The following is a 22846-nucleotide window of genomic DNA, read 5'->3' on the forward strand; positions in this document are numbered from 1 at the left end:
CAGCATTTATAGCCTAATATGATACAATCTCCAGCTTCCTAAAAACGCCTTCAAAAGCTGCGAGCCCATCATCATGCAAAGCCTAGTTACCCTTGTTTTGGTATTAATGCCAATGTTTATTGGCTTTGCCATTCCCTCTAATCCTAAAATGACTAGGCTTGCCGATAAAGGCTTGTCTTATTTGGTTTTTATCATCTTAACTTTGATTGGTATTGAGCTGTCGCAAGTAGAAGGGCTGAGTAGTCAAATAGGTGAAATCTCGCTGTATGTCACCATCTTATCGATATTGACTATCGGTACTGGGCTATTTGGCCTGATGATATTTGATCATCTAAAACCTTGGCAAGCCAAAAAACCTGTCGCAAAATCTAAAGAGCACCGCGTCAGTATTCGAGGTAGCTTAGCGCAAGTTTTTTGTGTCATGCTAGGTATGATCATTGGCTATTTCTTACCCGCTGATTATATGCCGCCTGAAAATACTATGACCGTCATGCTAATGATATTAATTTTACTGGTCGGTATTGGTCTCAAAGGTTCAGGCATTACTTTGAAAGAGGTGCTGCTTAATAAGCGGGGCGTTGAGATGAGCATCGTCTTTACCTTTGCCGTATTAGCAGGCGGTCTTGTTTTTGCCCTGCTATTTAGTGAAGTGTCGTGGACGAAAGGTTTGGCACTAGCGTCTGGCTTTGGTTGGTATTCGCTATCAGCAATCGTTATGACCGATGCTTATGGCGCAGTTTGGGGCAGTGTCGCCCTATTTAATGACTTGATACGTGAGTTTTTTGCCTTGATATTTATTCCTGTGTTTATGCGTAAGTATCCATCAGCTGCGGTCGGCCTTGGCGGCGCAACCAGTTTAGACTTTACGCTGCCAATTATTCAACAGTCAGGCGGTTTAAAGGTCGTGCCACTGGCAATTAGCTTTGGTTTTATTATTAATATCGTCTCGCCGGTGTTGATGGTGCTGTTTTCGGCTTTTTAAAAACCGACCGTTTTTTTGACGTTATCATTCAGATTTAAATATCTCGCAGCGCTTTAGATATGGTTCATAGTTTTTCCAATCACTTGGGTTTTCTATATTTGCTAGGTCTTTGACTTGCGTACTTGCTTTGACAGTTACCCTTCTATCTTTTGACTCTATACCTGAAAGATCACTTTCGCTAAAGTCTGTAGCTATAAATGGATATCTATCTGAGCAATCATAAGTAGAAATACGATCAGAGGTAATGTGATGTTTTTCTACTAACCTATTCCTGACATTAATAGCACGGTTACGTGATAAATTATTTTCATCAGGCGCTATCATCGCAAGCTCGTTTGATGCTACATGACCAAAAATAAAAACCTTGGCATCTGGTTGTTCATGAAGGTTTTCTTCAATTATTGCAAGTGCTTGATCATATTCGTCAGTTAATTGACTGCTCATCGGTTCAAAAAATCCTTGCAACTGCATTTCTAGCGAACCTGTATAAACCACTACTGGACAGCCTTTAGCATCGACCACTACGTTAGGTGGCGTTTCAGGGCATTCATCTATGGCATCAAGCACACCATCGCCATCTAAATCGCTATCCGCCTGCATCGTCCTGATGTTTTCATATTGCGGTATAGTTTCGGTAGTTTGGCAGCCAGCTAATATTATAGATGCTGCTAGTAACAACAACGTGCGATGGGTTTTAATGGTCATTATTACGCTCTCTTCATCTAGAATAACTAAAGGCCTTGCCTATCATCACTTTCACGTTTTTTAAAATGCTCAATATATTACTCAACATTACTAATAAGCGCATAAATACGCTGGTTGAGCCAACTGTTTTCGGCATCATTTAGCGCAATCGGGCGCTCTGATCCATAGTAAACGGTCTTAATACGATCAGGATCAATATTATGTTTCATGATCATATAATTTTTAATCCCTTCCACACGGTATCTTGATAATGTTTGATTGGCGCTAGTTTCTTCACGCTTGGATATATGCCCTTCAACACGCATGACAGCGTCCAAATGATCTTGCATTTTTTTGCCTGCGTTATCTAGCTGTTCATAATACTCACTTTTTATCTCACTGCTATTTTCATCATAATAGGCTCTAGCTTCCATCATAAATTCGTTTTCACCAAAAAGTAAGGAATGGGGACAGCCTCTTTCATCGATGACTACATTCCACGGCGTAGCAGGACATTGGTCGATGTCGTCAGGAACGCCATCGCCATCTGAGTCTAAAATCGCTGGAACGACGAGCGCTACGATAGGCGCTTGCTGATTAGCCGCTACTAATTGTGGCGTAGTTTGACATGCATATAAGTTCAAAGCGCTGCTAAAAATAATAATCGCCGAATATATACTTTTTTTCATAGCAAACTCCTTTTCAGTTAAACTCCACTCGCCTGCTTCGCAAATAGCCGCATTAATGGCTTAATCTTCCCCACACGGTACATACCTTCGCTACGTATCTGCTGGATGGGACGTAGCTGAGCGATGTCTCCTGCAAATAGCCAATTAAGCGCTGAAAAGCTATGCATCATTAGACTATTATGGGGACGGCGCAGACGCTCATAAGTACGTAGGGTTTGATTGGTGCCCCAAAGCGTACTGCCACTACGGGCAAAGTCATGCATCAGCTGTTCACTTAGCGCTTGAACATCGAGCATCCCTAGGTTTAGCCCTTGTCCAGCGAGTGGATGCACGCCATGCGCAGCATCACCAATTAATACCAAATTATCAGCGACATAACTCTTCGATTGTTGCGCGGTCAGTGGAAAGCTGGCGATTGATTCAATCTTATGGATAGCGCCCAGCTCGTAATGACAGGCAGCAGCCAGTTTATCAGCGATGTAGCGCGGCTCTTCTTCAAGCAATGCTAATGCTTGATTGCGCGGTAGTGTCCAGACAATCGACTGCCAATGTTGCGGACTGGCTTTATCTTCATCAGTGATATCCGCTAATGGCAACAGTGCCAGCGTGCCGGTCGGTAACATGGCTTGGCGGGCGGTGGCTTGATGGGGTTTGGCAGTTTGAATCGCACAGCAAATCGCCGTTTGATTATAATCAAGGATGTCAATCTCAATCCCGGCTTGCTTACGCACAAATGAGCCACGACCATCTGCACCAATCAACAGTTGGGCATCGATAGCTGTATCATTATCTAAAGTCACACGGTAGCCTTGCTGTGCTCCTAACCAATCCATTCCCACAACTTTATGTCCAGCGATGACAGTCAGATAGTCACTGACATCTTCCTCAGACAGACACTGCCACAAGGCATACTCGATGACCGCTGGTTCAACCATACTGCCAAGTAGCTCTGGCGCAATGCTCTCACTATCGCCAAATAATAGCTCGCCTATGCCATTGAGCTGCCATACCTGCATCTGCGAGTAATCCGCCTTGCGTCCAGATAGTGCTATCTTTTGCCAAGCGCCTACGTCTTTTAGCAGCACAATACTGGCGATGCTCAGCGCATAAACGCGGGCATCGCGGCGGCGTAGCACTTGCTGCCATGCAGACTTATCTCGGACAGGACGCGCATCGATTAAGGTCACGGGCATTTTGGCCTGCGCCAGCTTTAGCGCCAGCGTCGCACCGACGATACCGCCGCCGATAATGAGTGTATGGTTGTTTGTCATAAGTTAGCTCTCGATATCAGGACGTGTTAGGGCGTGTCTTCAATTCAATTGATAGTTATCTAAATGGACTAAAAATAGCGCATCACTTTAGTTATGGATATAGTCGTTCTACTATAAAATAAACACAGTGCTACTGGGATGGATTTTATGCAGCCTCTGGAGTGATGAAGTCACATAGCAAGCAAAGAAAACTTATACCAGTAGCACGCTGGCATAGCTGTATTCTTCTTATTTAGGATTAACTATATTACGATTTTAAACCCATCGCATAATTTGCCACCAGCGGCTTAATGTTGGGCAGCTTATCAAAAGCAATCAAAGCAACATTACGCGCCAGCTTTACTGCTGGATTGGGATGAGTAAAGCCATGAACGACCGCATCGCAAAAGCGAATAACGCGTTTTTGATCGCTTAGACGCGCTTTTTCATAGCGTTTAAGCAGCGTTGGGTCGCCGATATCTGCACCCTTAAGGACTTGTGCACTCATCATTTGCGCTAATACATGTGCATCACGCATACACAGATTAAAGCCTTGGCCGGCCACAGGATGCAAGGTATGAGCAGCATTGCCCATGATGACGCAGCGACCATCTGCTTGCTTATCTGCCAGTACGCGTGTCAGCGGATAAGCACCGCGGCGACCAGCAGCGACAAACTTGCCAGCACGCTCACCAAATGCTTGCTGTAAGGTCGCCAAAAAATGCGCGTCGTCTTCTAGGTATTTATCTTCTTCACCTGTTGGACAGACCCAGACCACCGAGCGTCTATAGCCCTTTTGGTACTCATCATTGCCGTCACCTGCTGGATCGGTCAAGGGCAACACTGCAAGCGGCCCTGCTGGACTAAATCGCTCAATCGCTTTATGCTCATGCGGCTTGTCTGTCTCTACCACACCGACGATAGCGGTTTGCTGATAATCATAGGTCGTCGTACCAATATCTAATAACTGACGCACGGTAGAGTCCCGCCCATCACAAGCAACTAACACACTGGCCTCTAGTTGTTGTTCGTGCTCTGCTTCGCCATAATAGCTAAAGCTGAGCGTTATACCATCGCTCTGTTGTTCCACGGCAATGACACTAGCATTATCAATCAAAGTAATTAGCGGTTCTTGCTGAGCCGCCAGTAATAGCTTACGTCCAAGCCAAGCGTTTTCCATCACTTGTCCGAATGACTCTACCTGCTCTTCTGCTTTATTAAGCTGTGCGCGCCCAAAGCTACCTTGCTCACTGATTTGCACGGCATCAATGCGGCAGGCATGACTTTGCAGCTCATCCCACAATCCTATCTCTTGGTAAATCTGTACTGTGCGCCGTGATAATGCTGTATTGCGACTGTCTAAATAATGACTGCGCGTACTGTCATCATTTGGGCTAATAGTTGGGTAGCTCATCTTTTCTAGCAAAGTACTGGCGATACCATGATGGGCCAGTAACAAAGCAAAGGATAACCCTACATGACCGCCGCCTGCGATCAGTACTTGCTGCTCAGTCATGGCCATTTTATTATTTTTCGTATCGAAAGTCTGATTGCTGGTGCTCGATTGCATAGCATTTGTCTGCGCTGACATATTTGAATGAGTATCTTGTATCATTATTATTCCTATTGGAACTGATTGGATAGAGCTGTTATACACGCTTACTAAGTATTTTTTACTGCATTATTGACAATGATTCAACCGATTTTGAGGCATTTATATAACGACTAGGCCATGTTTTGATAGCTGATAGATTACCACAAATTGCCCAAATCTCTGTGTCCTTTACAGTAAGCTTAAACCGATGTCGTCCATCAACAATTTTTTCATACAACAGAAAACTGATAACCAGTGTAAGTGTTGCAATCCCCATACAAAAACCAAGCTATCCGGCCTTAGGTATGGCTTGAAATTTAAAAACTATCAACCATAATAAAGGCAGGATAGTTACTTATCACCCTTTATATATCTAACAATTTTACTGTCGTTTTTCTACTACTCAAAATTAATAAGTTTCTACCATTGTTTTATTTATTAAGACCCTAGATTCGCTGATATCTAAGAGCATCATTGGGAACAAATACAAGGATAATCGCTTGACTGATTCTATGAACCGCCGTATAAAGTTTGAATCATTGACGCCAGCGCAGCTCAAAACTGTGCTTGGTGAATATAACAATCACATGAAATACCTACAAGACCGTCTCGATATCAAAATCAGCCAACGTCAAGGCGACTTTTGCCTGAGCGGTGATGTGACTGCTGTTGAACGCGGTGAACGCATCATTTATAAGCTGGTTGACGAAGCTCAAAACACCAAAGATATCAGTGCAGAAGAGTTGCATCTTATCATTCAGTCTAGTATCTCGCGTGAGCAAGATAGAGAAGATGAACAACAAGAGCAAGCTGCTGATAACGAAGACGATTTGGATAATTTGGAGTCGGCAAGTGACTTTACCCCCATCAGTCTACGTACTCGTAAAGGCAAAATTATCCCACGCGGTGGCAACCAGCAGCGTTATGTAAAAAACGTGCTCAGCTCCGATGTATCGTTTGGTATTGGCCCTGCCGGTACGGGTAAGACTTATCTTGCGGTAGCCTGTGCTGTCGATATGATAGAGCGTAATGAGATCGAGCGCATTTTGCTGGTCCGTCCAGCGGTAGAAGCTGGGGAGAAGCTGGGCTTTTTACCGGGTGACTTGGCACAAAAAATTGACCCCTACTTACGCCCTTTATATGACGCACTATATGAAATGCTTGGCTTTGAAAAAGTTGGCAAAATGATTGAACGTCAAATTATCGAAGTTGCGCCATTGGCCTATATGCGTGGGCGCACGTTAAACAACTCATTTGTGATTTTAGATGAAGCGCAAAACACCACACCTGAGCAAATGAAAATGTTTTTGACACGTTTAGGCTTTGGCTCGCGAGCCGTCATTACAGGGGACATCTCGCAGGTCGATCTGCCACGTGGTACTAAATCTGGACTGACGCAAGCGCTAGATATCTTAAGCGGTATCGAAGAGATCCATATCACTCGGTTTGATTCAAAAGATGTGGTACGCCATCAGTTGGTACAACAAATCGTTGAAGCTTACGATGTGTTTGACAGTGAGCAGTTGATATTGGAAGAAAAACGCAAACAAGAGCGTATTGCTGAGCAAGAGCGTAGACAAGCGGTGGCGGATGCAGTCTCCAAGCTGTAGCTAAGCATCTTTAAACAGTGTACGTCTAACTCAAAAGACCGGATTACTAAAAATAGTGATCCGGTCTTTTAATTAACATTAAATAAAATTAGTCTTGATAAGCGTAATATAATGAGTTCAGTACAAAAACGATACAGTGGGACTGGGATGAATTTTACGCAGCCTCTGTCGGCGCAGGCACAGCACGCAAGGAAAATTTATACCAGTTCCACGTTGACATACAATGTATCTGTTTTATTTAGAATCAACTATACCTCTCCTTAAGGTGAAGCTATGAACCAATCTAACAACGATAATATAAACGTACTAAAGACAAGTGAACTAGACAAGGTTGAGCTTGATGTCAGCGCTATTGATAGTATCGATGAGGGGTTAATCAGTTGTTACTATAGTGAAGAGTGTCTATTACCAATCATAGTAGCGACTTTAAAATATATAGATAGACATATCGAGAACGGACTGACGCTCCCCTACTTCGCTAATATCAGCCTTGAGATATGGCAGGATAAAGTCAAAGCGTTGGATGTATATATTACCGACAAGACTGAAGGTCGTGAACTGAACCTAGAAGCGCGAGGCAAAGATTACGCAACCAACATTCTGTCGTACCCAAGTGAGATGCCAGCTAATATTATCGAGCTAATGCCAATGCTGCCACTTGGTGAGCTAATCATATGTCATGACGTCGTGGAGTGCGAAGCAGTAGAGCAACAAAAAACAGTGGAACAGCACATCAGCCATCTACTAATACATGGCTTGCTGCATCTATTGGGTTTTGATCACGAGCTTGGACAGGCCGAACAAGATGAGATGGAAAGGTTTGAGATAGAGGTTTTGGCAAGTTTGAACCTACCAAACCCCTATCTACCAAACGTTTGATTTTGACGAGGTCAGTTTTTTGACCTAATCAATCTCTTAAAACAATCAGTCCTTGGTCATGGGCAGTTTTTGTGATTGGCCCATCTGGTTAATCATCTGATCCAAGCCTTTAACATGGACACTGCGCTGCGGGAATGGAATCTCGATTTTTTCATCATCCAGCGCATATTTAAACTGCTCAAGCAAATCACACTGCATGGTCCACCAATCTGCATTGGTTGTCCAAACATTTAGCGTCAGATCAACAGAATTATCACCCAGATTGGTCACTCGTACAATAGGCTCAGGGTCAGTAAAGGCCATCGGATTATTTCTGGCCAAGCTTAGCATCACCTCTTTAGCGGTTTTAATGTTGGCATCATAGCCAATACCGACCGTGATATCGACGCGGCGATTGGGCAATGCAGTATAATTGATTACAGCTGATGTGGTGATATCGCCATTTGGGATGATGATATCGTGATTGTTTATCGTAGTTAGATGAGTGTTAACCAAAGTAATTTCAGTAACTGTCCCTGTGTAACTGCTAATCTGTACATAGTCACCAGTTACAAACGGCCGAAAAGTCACAATCATAATGCCAGCGGCAAAGTTTGACAACTGATCTTTTAACGACAAACCAATCGCGACCGCAGCACCGCCCAAGATAGCAACGACTGAGGTGGTTTGTACGCCAACTTTGCTCAGTGCGGCTAAGACCACAATGACCAGCAATACGCCGTATATAAGACGACCTAAGAAACTGGCGACAGTATCATCCAAACGACTACGTAGCATGATACGATGAGCAAATGTCACGGCCTTTTTGGCAAGCCAGCGACCTATTACAAATATTAGTATCGCTAAAGCCACTTTAAACATTAAGCTTAATGCATTATTCGTTAATGTCGCAACATCAATAGTAAAACCTAAAAATTCCATACCGACTCTTTATTTTATAGCTTCGTTTGTTTATCAGATTTACGGTCACAATTAGATACCAGTTATCTCTTTAATGACTCTGGTATCTTAACCTGCTTATGCCAATGGTTTGTATTCTGTTTTATCTAACGGTTCTTTGATACCCTATCTGTAAACCCACTGCTCTTCACTTACTTACTCTTAATAGGTGACTTCTACTTTATCACTATAACGATAGGTACGTATCAAACGCAGCTCGACAATATCCTTCATATCTACAGTAAACTTCCCAAAAGGTGCAGCTTGGCGTACTGATTGCTTGGCGGCTTCATCTAATATCGTTGAGCCTGAACTTTCAAGCAAACGGATGGCTTTGATGTTGCCATCGTTACTAATAATCACCATAAGGCGTACTTCACCTGTGATACCTTGGGCACGCGCCTGAGCCGGATAGTGCAAGTTGCCAACCCGTTCGACATGCTCACGGAAGGTTTCGATATAATCTGCTGCAGCGCCGCGTGTCGTCGAGTTACTATCAATGGTCACCACTTTAGATTTGGTGGCATATATCTGTTGACGCTGAGACAACTGAGCCTCTAAAGTTGCAATCTGCTGCCGTAGTCTCTCTTCTTGCGCCATCATATCATCTTGTGCTTGCTTGCTGTCATTATCTGCTTCTACATCGGCTTTACGCCAACTCAAAGTAGTACGTAGATAGCTTTCTTGATAACGCTGTTGACGTACTTGGCGCTGCAGATTGATAGCATCTTGCGTTTTACTTATCTGCTCTGATGTTAATGGACTCGTTTGAGTGCTTTCTTGTCGCACTTGTTGGCGCACTGAGCCTCCACCTTGCTGTGAAGCATTAGCAATATAATGAGCATCTTCGTTTGGCTGCATATTATCTGTCAAAGCTTTTGCCACATCTTGCATCAACGCAGCAGGATCTTGTCCCATAGAAAAGCTGATACCAAAGATAAGGACAGCATGTGTTAACAACGCAATAACAATAGCAACGGGTAAGCTAAAATCACGCGTCGCAGTTTGCGCAGAAAAATGATAGCTTTGAGAGTCTTTAATATGGGCCACAATCAATCTCAAATTATAAGCGTAAAAACACCGGACATCATTTTAGTCTGATTATTCCGCATCATGCAGCTCTCTTATAAGCAATAATTATGCCGACCAATCATGGTATTCGCGCTATCATAACATGGGCAGCAGTTATGTCGCTATACGACACTTTATCATAATCAAAGTGCAAATAAAGCTTGTGACTAAAAGCCTTGCGACCAACTTGTGCTTGCTTGACACTCTTCGTTATGTTTTTTAGGTTATTTGCTACAATATAAGGCCTTGCGTTTTTTGGTATGCTATTTTGCTATATACTATTTTCACTCGTCATAGTGCTATCTACGCTATCGATTAGCGTCTGACGATTAATCATCTGGTAAAAACAATCCTACTATAATCATAAGGATAACAAGTTTGAGTAACTTCGATAACTTCGATAATTTCGATGACTTCTCCGATAATCTTGGCTATCAATTCAACGAGTCGTTTAGTGACGGTTGGGAGGGCCTAACCCAAAGTATTAAGAATATTTATAATAAAACTGCTGATAAGCTGGATGATGAATTGGCTTTGCCAGTTGCCCAAAAATACGTCAACGATGCGCTGCAAAAGTTCGTCACGGACAATGTCAAATCTATTTTAGAGTTGAGAGTCGAGTTACACGATGATTGGTTTCGCCTATACTGTACAGTAAATGCTGCTGGCATTTATGCTGAAGTAGCTGGTAATTTTAGTTTAGTACATGCCCAACTTGATCGTAATGTGCAGCGTTTTGTGTTTGGTCAGTTGACCTATACAGATGTGCTTAACTTACGCTGCGAATCATTCTTAAAGCTTCAAGGTATCAAACTTGCTATCTGGTTTTATCATAGCGTCCTAAAAAAAGACCCTTTAGGCGTAATTTTAACTTATATCAATATCGCCCGTGCTAAAGAAGATATCATTTATCTCGATATCAATCGCTGGCTTAAGAAGAACCAAAAAATCATGAGTACCCTACACAAGGTACAGGTAAATTACGGAGAGGTTGAAGAAGATCAATTGATTCTAAAAGCGCAGATCAATTATCGCGACTTATTGGGCAGTAGTAGTGGCGAAGATATCATTGGTGATGATGATGAACCCGAATTAATGCATGGACCTATCAATCCTATAAATGACGCAACTGAGCCCAGTACAGAATAGCTACGATCTATATTACAGCTTTTATTGGGTAACAAAAAACGCTGCCAATGGTTAGATTGCAGCGTTTTTTTAATCATTTGTCATTTCTCTCAAAGCCAATGACTTATCTATCGATTACCAATAGTTTTCTACTGCAATGTTTCCTTCACCGCGGCGGTTCATAACAAAGCCTAATTCTTTCAAGGTCTCTTTGGTATCTTCCACCATTTCTGGATTACCGCACAGCATCACATGAGCGCTATCATTATCTAGCTTTATGCCAGCCTGCTTCTCAAGCTCACCATTTAGTAATAATTGTGGCAAACGCTCGGTAAGTGCACCCTCCATAGGTTCACGAGTCACAATCGGCACAAAGATTAAGCGGGCAGGATCATCAACTAACGAACCAAAATCAGCTTGCAACTGCTTTATCTGCTCAACGTACGCCAGCTCTTCTTTTGAGCGCGCACTATAGGCTAGGACGATATGCTCGTAGTCTTGCCATGTTTGCAAATCTTGTAGCATCGACAAAAAAGGTGCCAAGCCAGTGCCAGTTGCAAGCAACCATAAATCTTTTGGTAACGGCTGTTGATAGCGAGCCAAAGTTAAAAAGCCAAATGGCATAGTATTGAGGAGTAACTCATCTCCCACTTGGAGATGCTGCAACTGTGAGGTAAACGCCCCATCAGGAATCACAATAGAGAAGAACTCCAGCACTTCATCAAACGGTGAAGATACTATCGAGTAAGCGCGGAATATATCCTCGTCCGGCGCGGCGTCAGTTACTTGGCTTGGTGTCTTGTCTTGCTGCTTGTAGTATTGTAGCTTACTAGGATTGACGCCCAAACGTACAAACTGCCCGGCAGTAAACTTAAAGCTGTCTGGACGCGTTACGGTAAAGCTAAACAGACTGGGTGTCCAAGTGGTCTTACTCAGTACTTTAACGGTTTGAATATTGTCTTCACTCATAATAATTAGTCACTTATATTTTGTTAATTTTTGCGTGGTTATTAAAACGAACAAATAAAAAAGATGCGCCAAGCTTATCATAAACTCAGCGCATCTTGGTTTTCTATCAGTAACTGCTACAGCGCAGCTTAAGTTAAGCTTATTAAGCCTCTTTATATATAGCTTATATTACCAGATACGAGCCATACTCGACCATACAATCATACTGTTGGGTAATATACCAAAGAAAATAATCACTGCGGTCACACCGATGACCATCAGTCCACCCATGCGAATGCCCCATTGTCCTGCCACATCAAACTCAATAAACTCTTTTGGACGTTTAAACAGTGTCAGCATGACACGTAAATAGTAGAACAACCCGATAGCACTACCCAAAACAATCATCGCAGCCAAGAACCAGTTCGTACCCTGAACAGCTGCCAGTATGGCAAATAGCTTGGTAATAAAGCCAGCCGTCAATGGAATACCAGCCAATGAGAGCATCATAATTGTCATAACAGCCGTTAGTACCGGACGACGCCAGAACAATCCTTGATAATGTATCAGCTCATCAGCTTCACCGGCCAATCGATAAGGGCTAGACATTAAAGTCACAACACCAAACGCACCGATAGAAGTAAAGGCATAAACGGCCATATACATACTAGTGATGCTATCAGCGGCACTACCAATACTAACGATTACAATCAGCACATAACCCATATGAGCAATAGAAGAATACCCCAGTAAGCGCTTTAAATTGGTTTGACGTACTGCCAATAAGTTTCCGACCAAAATAGACAAGGTTGCCATGACCATAATTAGTATCTGTACTGATGGTAATGCCAATAAAGCCGTATCAATCAAAAAGCGGACAGCAAGTGCCATCATAGCAACTTTAGAGACTGAAGCCAGATAAGTCGCTATAGGAGCTGGCGCTCCCTCGTATACATCTGGCGTCCACATATGAAAAGGAGCTGCTGATAGCTTAAAAGCAATACCAAACATCATTAATGCCGTACCCAATATCAGTAATGGTGATTCAAATATATCACCCAATACTAAGCTAATAGGTTTGAATGCCAATGAGCCAACTTGGGCATAAATGAAAGCCATCCCCATCAATAAGGTAGCAGAGGCAGTCGCTGACAATACTAAGTACTTAAGCCCCGATTCAAGTGAGCGATTACGTAAAAAAGTATAAGACAGCAGACCATATAGCGGTATAGACAACAGCTCTAAGCTCATAAAGAATGCCGCCATATGCTGCGCCGATACCATTAAGAGCGCGCCAGTGGTCGACACTAACATCAGTAAGTACAGCTCATCTTTATTGTCTTTAAGATTGGCCAAATACGCGTAAGCTAATGTACAACATGCCAATGCACAGATAAAAATAACGACCATATTAAACTGAGCAAAATTATCGATTACAAATAACTGCTCAGCGCTTGGCAATGCATATCTGCTGTCTACTACTCCTCCTATTTGTGCAAGTAGGATAAATAGACCAACGTTTAGTCCAGTCACGGTAATAGTGCCAGTGATAACATGCGAGCGCTTAATAGTAATCGCAATCATGGCCAATAACGTTGTAACCACTACTGCAATGATTGGTGCATAAGGCATTAGCCCCATCAAATCATTCATCGTAATATCATTCATGACTTAACGTGCCTCCATTGCATCAAGTAACTGTGACGCATCTACTTGAGTGATTTCACTGTAGACATATGCATTATTAATCCACTGCATGGCTTGACTTGATGTATCCAGTATCGGCTGCGGGTAAAGGCCAAGCCATACCAATCCAGCCGCTAACATCAGTAGTAATGACAGCTCACGCTTGCCCAGGTCTTTTAATTTGCGTGTTGGCAAACCATGTGATTTGGTCTCGTGCAACGCCACCTCTTCGATATTATTAATCCCAAACAGTGCGCGGTAAATTAAGATTAAAGAATATAAACCAGCCAACACTAAGCTAAAGGTTGCTAGTACTACAAATACGGGGTACTGAGCAAATGCGCCAAATAAAATCATGAATTCACCGATAAAGTTACCTGTACCAGGAATACCTAGAAGTGCCGCGCAAAAGAACATTAATATCGGAGCATAATAACGAAACTGTCCCCACATACCGCCCATCAAAGTCAGATCGCGAGTATGTAGACGCTCATAGAGCTGCCCTGCCATGATAAATAGCGCAGCCGAGCTAAGCCCGTGCGCGAGCATCTGAATCATTAAGCCTTGCAGACTGAGTAATGTGCCTGCATAAATCGCCAAAACCACAAAGCCCATGTGCGAAATACTGGTATAGGCAAGCAAGCGCTTCATATCGGTTTGCATAAAGGCAAGCCATGCCCCATAAAAGATACCAATCGTACCTAACGTAATCGCAATCGGTGCAAACTCTTGAGACGCTGCAGGAAATAAAGGTAATACAAAACGAATCAAACCATAAGCTGCTGTCTTAATTAGTACCCCTGCCAAGTCCACCGAGCCTGCTGTTGGTGCCTGCGCGTGAGCATCAGGCAACCAGCCATGAAAAGGAATAATTGGCAACTTGACGGCAAAACCAATAAAAAAGCAAAGCATGATTGGATATTCCCAGCCGCCAAGTGGCGTACCGAGCAAGTCATTATAATTAAAGCTAACCACACCGCGATTGGCATAATTGAATAGTACTAATAACAAGATACCAATGAGCATGATAAGCCCAGAAGCTTGGGTATAGATAAAGAACTTGGTGGCAGCGTATTCTTTAGTCTTACCACCAGCGACATCATGACCCCAGATAGCAATCAAGAAATAGATAGGAACCAGCATCATCTCCCAAAAGAAAAAGAAGAGGAACATATCAATCGCTAAGAACACGCCTATAACGCCGCCCAAACTCCATAACAAGTTCAGATGAAAAAACCCAACACGGCGTTGAATCTCATTCCATGAACAAGCAACAGCAGCAACACCAAGTAACCCTGTCAGTGCAATCATCAGCAGCGACATACCATCTATTGCTAAATGAAAGCTAATACCAAAACTTGGTATCCATGGCACATTATATTCAGCGACCCATGGCACAGCAGATTGCGGTGCTATGACTTGCTTACTCATGCCTGAAAAGTCGCCATACTGCCATAATACAAGTGACAACCCAAAGGTCAGCATCATGCCGATCAAAGCAATCCACCGCGGCAGACGCTTGTTTATTCGCTCAACCAACCAGCATAACAACCCTGCAATAAATGGAATTGCAATCAATGCTGGCAGCATCCACGTTTGTTGTAACTCTATCATCTTATACCACCATCATCATTACCAGCACTAACAGCACAGCCATACCCAAGCCAAAACTTGCAGCATAACCTCGAAGTGACCCTGTTTGCGTTGCAGACATCGCTTTGTTCCCTGCTGATGCCAACATAGGTAATATGTTCCATGTTTTATCAATGGGATCGGCTTTAAATAAGCGACCAATGAATAAAAAGGGTTTTACAAAAATCAAATCGTATAGCGCATCAAAGCCCATACCGTTATAGCACCAGTAATATAGCGCGCCACCAATACTTGATTGTTTAAAGCGCGATAACATCCGGCCCTTATCAACCACATATAATAAAGCGGCTATTATCAATCCAGCCAGCATTGCACCCATCGCGATATATTCCGCCGTATGTTTGGCGTGCGCTTGACCTGCAACTTCTAATAAATGCCCTACGCTCTCTGGCAACACACCTTGTAACGGTGGCGTTATGAGTGCGCCCACTGCCGTGGATAGTACTAACAGTACAGTCAATGGCAACCAATACGACACACCAGATAACTTATGTGCAGGTGTTTTCTCTTCGCCAAAAAAGACAATCCAAATCATACGGAAAGTATAGATTGCCGTTAAGAATGCACCGAATACACCCATATAGAATAAGACTTGATGACCAGTAGCATAGGCCTCCCAAAGAATGGCTTCTTTGGAGTAAAAACCTACCGTCACCCAAGGTATGGCTGCAAGCGCACCGCCACCGACGATATAGCACCAAAATACCAATGGTATCTTTTTGCGTAAGCCGCCCATCTTAAAGATATCTTGCTCATGATGGACTGCAAGGATGACTGCACCTGATGATAAGAATAGCAAGGCTTTAAAGAAAGCATGGGTCATCAAATGGAAGATCGCACCTTGCCATGCACCAACGCCTAATGCTAAAAACATATAGCCGATTTGACTCATGGTCGAATACGCTAAGATACGCTTGATATCTGTTTGCACTAATGCGCAAAAACCAGCGACAACAAGTGTCAACGCGCCTACTGCCCCGACCCAATATAAAAGAATACCAGGAGTCAAAATAAATAACGGATGCATACGTGCGATTAGATAAACGCCCGCGGTCACCATGGTCGCTGCGTGAATCAAGGCCGAAACGGGTGTTGGGCCTGCCATCGCATCGGCAAGCCACGTATGTAGTGGCAACTGTGCGGACTTACCCATTGCACCGCCAACCAGCATCATAGTAGTCAACATCATCGTTGGATTGTTAAGATCAACCATCTCTGGCGCTCGCGTAATAATCTCTTGAATATTGAGCGTACCAAATTCACGAAACAGTAAAAACAGTCCAAATGCTAAGAAGACATCACCGACACGAGTAACAGTAAAGGCTTTCATCGCAGCTCGGCCATTGGCACGATCTTCAAAGTAAAAACCAATCAATAGGTATGAGCAAATACCTACGCCTTCCCAGCCAAGATAGAGCAGTAATAAATCGTCTGCGAGTACCAGCAACAGCATGCTGGCGACAAATAGGTTCATATAACTAAAAAAACGGGCAAAGCCTTTATCACCTTTCATATACCAAGCGGCAAACAGATGGATTAAAAAGCCAATACCAGTAATAATCCCAGTCATGGTCAATGCTAAACCATCAAAGCTTAGAGCAAAGCTTGGTGCAAAGTCGCCAACTTGAAACCACGTCCATAGCGGTACTTGCACGACCGTACCTGCTGGATTGTCCATTAAAAAAGCATAACTGGCAACCAAGGTACACAATGCTGATAACAGCATGCTTCCAACACCGACGAATGCAGCGGCTTGCTCAGTCAGCTTGTCACGCATAAAGGCTAATATTAAAAAGCCAATGAGCGGAAGTATAAAGGTTAATGGTAATAAACTCATGACATCATCCCTTCATCTCATTGGCGCTATCGACATCGAGATGTCCACGCTTATGGTAAAACTGTAGTAATATCGCTAAACCGATGGCTGCCTCAGCGGCGGCTAATGTCAATATAAAGATAAACATGATCTGTCCGTCTGGGTCGACCCAGCGGCTACCTGCCACTACAAATGCTAATGCCGCTGCATTCATCATAATCTCAAGACTCATTAGCATGAATAAAAAGTTACGACGTACCATGACACCGCATAGTCCAATAGCAAACAATACACCTGCCAAGATGAGTCCATGACTCATAGGTATCATACCCAGTACGCCCTGCGCCTCAGCAACTGGCTGCACGAAGCCTGCTACTTCATGGGCAAACGGGACGGTGGACACATCTTGTGCCACGCTCGCTGCTAATATCATCAGTCGGACTCCTTACGCGTGACTCGTTGCACACCTACATAGTCATGTGGATCTACTTCTTTGTATTCGTATGGTTCAGCTATTCTGACAGCTTCATTATCTGCATAACTGTCATTACTCTCATGTTCTATGATATTACCCACACTTGGATGAAAGTTTTGGCTATCGTTACCAGTGATCTCATCATCTACAGACTCTTTGCCCAAATGATAAGCAGCAACTAGGGCTGCCAATAATAGCAGCGCGGCTACCTCAACCAACATGACATACTTAGTAAACAGTGCCGTACCAACCGCTTTGGCAGAAATGGTCGTACCGCCAATCATGGCGACTTCATTATGGTTAAGACCAATCATCGCATACAGCACAACCGCAATAATTACCGTCAATCCAGTTGGTACTGCCCATGTTCCTGCATTGAGCCAACGCTCTTCACGAGCATCATTAGCCATACCAAGATTGAGCATCATAATCACAAAGACGAAAAGCACCATAATTGCGCCAGCGTATACAACGATCTCAAGCGCCCCAGCAAAGGGCGCACCCAATACAAAAAATATACCGGCTATCGCTAACAATGATACGATCATTGATAAAATAGCATGTACTGGGTTGGCATGAGTGACCACACGCAGACTAGCAAAAATAGCGACTGCCGCAAGTGAATAAAAACCTGCTAACTCAGGGTTGTTTAAGATATTCATCATGGCAACAAGCTCCGAAGATCAATAGGTGCGGCTTCATTTTGTGCAGCCCCTTTTGGTTTATCTGCCACGGCCATACCAGATACGCGATAGTAATTATAATCAGGATACTTACCTGGTCCTGAAATAAGTAAATGCTCTTTTTCGTAGACCAAATCCTGACGATTATACTCACCCAACTCAAAATCTGGTGTCATTTGAATTGCAGTCGTTGGACACGCTTCTTCACATAATCCACAAAAGATGCAGCGTGAAAAATTAATTCGAAAAAACTCTGGATACCAGCGTCCATCATCACGCTCAGCTTTTTGCAACGAGATACAACCAACTGGACACGCCACTGCACATAAGTTACAAGCAACGCAGCGCTCATCACCGTCTGGATCACGTGACAATATAATACGTCCACGAAAACGCGGCGGTACTGGCACAGGCTCTTCAGGATACAATATTGTATCGCGTGGCCTAATCGCATGGCTATTGACCATCCACATGCTGCGGACAATGGTAAAAATACCAATGACAATCTTTTTTATCGTAGTAAACATGGGATTATTATCCTTATCAGCATTACTTTAGATCTTTACCAAAACTACAGTGCTGGAGAAAACATCAATATAACAGCAGCAGTAATCAGTAGATTGATCAAAGTAACTGGCAGACAGACTTTCCAACCAAAATTCATCACCTGATCATAACGCGGACGCATGAGTGAGCCTCGAGCCAAAACAAACATGGTCATAAAAAATAGCGTTTTTATCATGAACCAAAAAGCTGGCGGGATAAATGGAATATCTAAATTAAAGGGTGCAAGCCAGCCCCCAAAGAACAAGCAAGTCATCAGCGCAGAGATGAGTACCACATTGACATACTCACCAATAAAGAACATGCCAAATTTCATACCTGAGTATTCGACATGATAACCTTCGGCAAGCTCTTGCTCTGCTTCTGGCTGATCAAATGGATGTCTATGCGTCACTGCAACACCAGCGACCACAAAGGTTAAAAAACCAAAAAACTGCGGAATGATATACCAGCCATCAATTTGTGACTCAACGATTTCGCGCAAATTAAAAGAGCCTGTCAGTGCAACCACACCCATTAATGACAAGCCTAAAAACACCTCATAGCTAATTGTTTGTGCTGCTGAACGCAGGCCACCAAGTAGTGAGAACTTGTTTGCAGAAGCCCAACCGCCAAACATAACCGCGTAGACAGCTATACCTGCCATGGCAAAGAAAAACAGAATGCCAATATCCCAATCAGCAACACCAAGCATTGGCGAAACAGGGATAATGGCAAATGAGGCCAACGCAGTGAACATAGCTACTGCAGGCGCCAAGGTAAACATAAACTTATCGGTAAATTTTGGTATCCAATCTTCTTTAAAGAAGATTTTGAGCATATCGGCGACCAGCTGCAAAGAACCAAAAGGCCCAACACGATTAGGACCATAACGATCTTGCCATAGTGCTAACATACGACGCTCGTAGACAATCATAATCGCGGCTACCAAAACGACGACCAAAAAAATCATCAAAGACTGCCCGACCAAAAACAGGATAGACCAAGTGTCAAAGGTCATGCTGTCAGCCAAAAATGTTGGTACATCAGGAATAATACGGGTCACTTGCATATTACATCTCCTGTGTAGTGGTCGGAGCTATCGTTGTTTGGGTTGAGCGATTATCATCAAGACCATTATAAGCTTCACTAGTATGAGTCAAAGAACGGTCATCAGCCATATCGCCTACCATCGTTACTGGTGCATCTACTTTTTGTACCGAAGCTGGCATTGATGGATGAATGATGTTTACTTGTCCAACTGGATAGCCGATACAGCCTTCTGCTAAATAACCAACAAGCTGAACGGGCAAGATAATTTGTTGCTTATTGATCTCAATAGCTAGGTAATCACCAGTCGCGATATTCCAGTCTTTGGCATCGTCAACACTGATATGCCACGCTGCTACAGGTAATTGCTCTGCAACGATTGGACTGCGTGATGCCATTATTGAGCTGGCGTAGATATTATAAATAGGTACTAATTTGGCTTGACCTTGCGCTATGTCTGTCGTTGTGATCGAACTTGTTTCTGGTGCGATATATTGACGTTTTGAGAGACGCTCTGTCGTATCGAACAAACGTACGCCTGGGTCACCGTTTTTGAGATGACCGCCAACTTTATCTTGATACTTGTTCCATGCTTGTGGAGAATTCCAACCTGGCGCATGAGCAAAAGGAATCATCGAGCTTGGGGTTTGTTTGCCACTATAGCCTTCCATCGAAAAAGTTAAGCTGGTATCCCAGTCTTTTGGCTGCATTGGTTCATGCACAGATATTGGCGCACGCATTGCGGTGCGACCAGAGTAACGACGCGGCTGACGAGCAATCTTAAGACCTGTGATACGATAATCAGCATTAGGAGCTGCGTCCTTAATACCAGCAAGCTTAGGATGAGTCGCTACTAGGGCGTTAATTACATCATCTAGCTGTGTCCAGTCAACATCTCGACCTTCCAAGCTGCTATGGACCGCATGCAACCAGCGCCAGCCTTCTTTAATACTGCTCATCGGATGGTAGTAGTTGTTATCGTAAACTTGGAAAAAGCGCTGAGCACGGCCCTCGCTTGACACCAAAGTACCATCCGCTTCAGCAAAGCTTGCCGCTGGCAATACAATATCGACATCTTTGTGCCAGTCAAGCAGCTGATGATCTAAAGCAATGACTGTCTTGTCAGCGAGCAACTGTGTTAGTTTGTTGGCATCGATCGCATCAGTCAGCTGATTTTCGGCAACGATAACAACATCAAAATCAGTGGCCAATATTTCTTCTGTAGATTGACCACCAAGTAGGCAAACACCCATACTATTAGCGTCTGGAACCGCTAAATAAATACCGGCTTGTGCATGATAACTGTCATTTGTCTCTTTTAGCTCAAGACTATTTTCTCTTAGCTCATCGCTGTCGGCAGGCTCACGCTTAATATCATCTTGTGCGTCTTTATCAGTACCAGTATTCGGTTTTTCTGGTTTGGCTTTGAGCTCTTTATCTTCTTCAGGCTGATCGTCCGCTGCCTGTGCCTGAGCGGCGGTAACCTTAGCGTTATGTGCTTCAACTTGTTGTTGCTCGGTTGCTTTGATAGCCACTCGTTTTTGCGTGAGTACCTGAGTAATCTGTGCCGCTGCTTCTATCAGCGCAGTCGATGATAAGCTGCTACCTGAGACGACTAGTGGCTTTTCTGCTTGAATCAAATCATAGGCGATCTGCTGAGCCAGTGCCTGCATACCGTCAGTATCAGCACTGACATCTGTATCTTGTTGTTCAGTCGCTTGTGGATCTTGAATTTGTTTTAAATCATCTGCAAAATTAGCAATCTCATTAGCCACTTTAAAGCCGAGCTTGATAATATCTTCTGGCGTTGCGACCACACTAGCTTTACTGATGTCTTCAAGCTTGGTCTGGGTCACATCAATCACATAGACTGGACTTAGCGCATCTTGTGCAATACGCTTAACCGGTTCAGCAAGCCAAGCCTGTGTTTTCAGTGTGGCGGCCATTTTTAGGCCTTCGTTTTTTGCAGCTTGACGTACTGATAATGCGACGCGCGATGAGGTTTGCGTGATATCTTCACCCAAAACCAATACTGCGTCATGACTTTCAACATCCGTCAGACTCGGGTTGTAGATACCTTCAGTACTGAGTACTTCGATACATTTATTAACCAGCGCTTGTTGTTGATGATTGAGACCCGTCGAGAAGTTATCGAAACCTACTAGGTTTTTTAGCGCAAAGTTGGTCTCTAAGCTGGCACGTGGCGAGCCAATACCAATGACCTTTTTGTCTTTAATACGCTTGATAGTTTCGTCTAAGGCATAGTCAATATTGATTTTGACGTGTTTATCATTGATACGCTCGAGCGCTTGGGTAGGACGATCAGCACGGTTGACATAGCCATAACCAAAACGACCACGATCACATAAGAAGTAACGGTTTACTTCACCGTTATAGCGGTTTTCAATACGGCGTAGCTCCCCATAGCGCTCACCTGGTGAGATGTTACAGCCAGCCGAGCAGCCGTGACAGATACTAGGCGCATACTGCATATCCCATTTACGGTTGTAGCGCTCAGAATGGGTTTTATCGGTAAATACACCAGTGGGACAAACTTCGGTTAAGTTACCTGAAAACTCACTTTCAAATTGGCCATCTTTATCACGGCCAAAATAAACGCGGTTATTTGAACCATAAACACCCAAATCCTCGCCACCAGCGTAGTCTTTATAGAAACGTACGCAGCGATAGCAAGCGATACAGCGGTTCATTTCATGCGCAATAAACGGCCCAAGCTCTTGATTATGGTGCGTGCGTTTGGTAAAGCGGTAGCGACGACTGTTATGACCTGACATATAAGTCATATCTTGCAAGTGACAATGGCCACCTTCTTCACAAGTTGGACAGTCGTGCGGATGGTTGGTCATCAGTAGCTCAATCATCGACTTACGAAACGCTTTGGCTTCATCATCGGTGACTGAAATGTACATATCATCGTCTGGCGCAACCATACACGACATCACAAGACGACCTTTACCCGCTTCCATATCTTCTTTATTCTGATACTGCTTGACGGCGCACTGACGACACGAGCCCACTGAACCTAAGGCTGGATGATAACAAAAGTATGGCACATCAATGCCGAGTGACAAGCAGGCTTGTAGCAAGTTGTCGCTGCTATCTACTTCGACAGTGGTCCCATCAATATGTATGACTGCCATGCCGT

Annotated in this window: 19 protein-coding genes; 4 read left to right on the forward strand and 15 right to left on the reverse strand. The window is 43.7% G+C overall.

The features are described 5' to 3' along the window. The first annotated feature begins 73 nt into the window (after window positions 1–73). Entirely contained in the window at window positions 74–982 is a 909-nt protein-coding gene (locus ACTXGH_RS10290; RefSeq protein WP_439296404.1) for a LysO family transporter, read from the forward strand. 24 nt (window positions 983–1006) lie between these two features. Here the strand turns inward: ACTXGH_RS10290 and ACTXGH_RS10295 are convergent, their stop codons facing one another. From ACTXGH_RS10295 to ACTXGH_RS10310, 4 genes are all read right to left on the reverse strand, one after another. Then, the gene (locus tag ACTXGH_RS10295; RefSeq protein WP_439296405.1) at window positions 1007–1687 is read right to left on the reverse strand and encodes an OmpA family protein; all 681 of its coding nucleotides are present in this window, start codon (window positions 1685–1687) and stop codon (window positions 1007–1009) included. Window positions 1688–1764: 77 nt separating this feature from the next. Next, window positions 1765–2355 carry an OmpA family protein gene (locus tag ACTXGH_RS10300; RefSeq protein ID WP_439296406.1) on the reverse strand — a complete coding sequence of 197 codons (591 nt, stop codon included), beginning with the start codon at window positions 2353–2355 and terminating at the stop codon, window positions 1765–1767. A 17-nt stretch (window positions 2356–2372) separates the two neighbouring features. Next, window positions 2373–3626: an FAD-dependent monooxygenase gene (locus tag ACTXGH_RS10305; protein ID WP_439296407.1), complete on the reverse strand. Its 1254-nt coding sequence runs from the start codon at window positions 3624–3626 to the stop codon at window positions 2373–2375. A gap of 247 nt (window positions 3627–3873) precedes the next feature. Continuing rightward, the gene (locus tag ACTXGH_RS10310) at window positions 3874–5127 is read right to left on the reverse strand and encodes an FAD-dependent monooxygenase (RefSeq protein ID WP_439296438.1); all 1254 of its coding nucleotides are present in this window, start codon (window positions 5125–5127) and stop codon (window positions 3874–3876) included. A 584-nt stretch (window positions 5128–5711) separates the two neighbouring features. Here ACTXGH_RS10310 and ACTXGH_RS10315 point away from each other — a divergent pair. Both ACTXGH_RS10315 and ybeY read left to right on the forward strand, forming a co-directional pair. Further along, on the forward strand, window positions 5712–6809 hold the full coding sequence (locus ACTXGH_RS10315; protein ID WP_439296439.1) for a PhoH family protein: 1098 nt from the start codon (window positions 5712–5714) through the stop codon (window positions 6807–6809). Window positions 6810–7082: 273 nt separating this feature from the next. Beyond that, the gene (gene ybeY / locus ACTXGH_RS10320; protein ID WP_439296408.1) at window positions 7083–7688 is read left to right on the forward strand and encodes an rRNA maturation RNase YbeY; all 606 of its coding nucleotides are present in this window, start codon (window positions 7083–7085) and stop codon (window positions 7686–7688) included. A gap of 45 nt (window positions 7689–7733) precedes the next feature. Here ybeY and ACTXGH_RS10325 read toward each other — a convergent pair whose 3' ends face one another. Both ACTXGH_RS10325 and ACTXGH_RS10330 read right to left on the reverse strand, forming a co-directional pair. Further along, complete coding sequence (locus ACTXGH_RS10325; RefSeq protein WP_299219117.1) at window positions 7734–8609, reverse strand: mechanosensitive ion channel family protein; 876 nt, start codon at window positions 8607–8609, stop codon at window positions 7734–7736. A 180-nt stretch (window positions 8610–8789) separates the two neighbouring features. Then, a complete protein-coding gene (locus ACTXGH_RS10330; RefSeq protein ID WP_439296409.1) occupies window positions 8790–9677 on the reverse strand; it encodes an energy transducer TonB in 888 nt (295 codons plus the stop codon). 399 nt (window positions 9678–10076) lie between these two features. Between ACTXGH_RS10330 and ACTXGH_RS10335 the strand changes: the two genes are divergently transcribed. Continuing rightward, window positions 10077–10847: a hypothetical protein gene (locus ACTXGH_RS10335; RefSeq protein WP_439296410.1), complete on the forward strand. Its 771-nt coding sequence runs from the start codon at window positions 10077–10079 to the stop codon at window positions 10845–10847. A 114-nt stretch (window positions 10848–10961) separates the two neighbouring features. Here the strand turns inward: ACTXGH_RS10335 and ACTXGH_RS10340 are convergent, their stop codons facing one another. The 9 genes from ACTXGH_RS10340 to nuoG form a co-directional block, all read right to left on the reverse strand. After that, a complete protein-coding gene (locus tag ACTXGH_RS10340) occupies window positions 10962–11795 on the reverse strand; it encodes a ferredoxin--NADP reductase (RefSeq protein ID WP_439296411.1) in 834 nt (277 codons plus the stop codon). Window positions 11796–11963: 168 nt separating this feature from the next. Next, on the reverse strand, window positions 11964–13442 hold the full coding sequence (locus ACTXGH_RS10345; protein ID WP_439296412.1) for an NADH-quinone oxidoreductase subunit N: 1479 nt from the start codon (window positions 13440–13442) through the stop codon (window positions 11964–11966). A 3-nt stretch (window positions 13443–13445) separates the two neighbouring features. Further along, window positions 13446–15074 carry an NADH-quinone oxidoreductase subunit M gene (gene nuoM / locus ACTXGH_RS10350; protein ID WP_058368355.1) on the reverse strand — a complete coding sequence of 543 codons (1629 nt, stop codon included), beginning with the start codon at window positions 15072–15074 and terminating at the stop codon, window positions 13446–13448. Window position 15075: 1 nt separating this feature from the next. Further along, window positions 15076–16950 carry an NADH-quinone oxidoreductase subunit L gene (gene nuoL, locus ACTXGH_RS10355; RefSeq protein WP_439296413.1) on the reverse strand — a complete coding sequence of 625 codons (1875 nt, stop codon included), beginning with the start codon at window positions 16948–16950 and terminating at the stop codon, window positions 15076–15078. Window positions 16951–16954: 4 nt separating this feature from the next. Beyond that, entirely contained in the window at window positions 16955–17263 is a 309-nt protein-coding gene (nuoK, locus tag ACTXGH_RS10360) for an NADH-quinone oxidoreductase subunit NuoK (RefSeq protein WP_439261304.1), read from the reverse strand. 98 nt (window positions 17264–17361) lie between these two features. Further along, window positions 17362–18069: an NADH-quinone oxidoreductase subunit J gene (gene nuoJ, locus ACTXGH_RS10365; protein WP_439261226.1), complete on the reverse strand. Its 708-nt coding sequence runs from the start codon at window positions 18067–18069 to the stop codon at window positions 17362–17364. Then, window positions 18066–18614, reverse strand: a complete 549-nt coding sequence (gene nuoI, locus ACTXGH_RS10370) for an NADH-quinone oxidoreductase subunit NuoI (RefSeq protein ID WP_058368352.1) — start codon at window positions 18612–18614, stop codon at window positions 18066–18068. Before nuoI ends, nuoJ begins: the two co-directional genes overlap by 4 nt. A gap of 44 nt (window positions 18615–18658) precedes the next feature. Next, a complete protein-coding gene (nuoH, locus tag ACTXGH_RS10375; protein WP_439296440.1) occupies window positions 18659–19651 on the reverse strand; it encodes an NADH-quinone oxidoreductase subunit NuoH in 993 nt (330 codons plus the stop codon). 52 nt (window positions 19652–19703) lie between these two features. Continuing rightward, window positions 19704–22841: an NADH-quinone oxidoreductase subunit NuoG gene (gene nuoG / locus ACTXGH_RS10380; RefSeq protein WP_439296414.1), complete on the reverse strand. Its 3138-nt coding sequence runs from the start codon at window positions 22839–22841 to the stop codon at window positions 19704–19706. Window positions 22842–22846: the final 5 nt, after the last annotated feature.

Source organism: Psychrobacter sp. 1Y10, from assembly GCF_052259005.1.
GTDB lineage: Bacteria > Pseudomonadota > Gammaproteobacteria > Pseudomonadales > Moraxellaceae > Psychrobacter > Psychrobacter saeujeotis.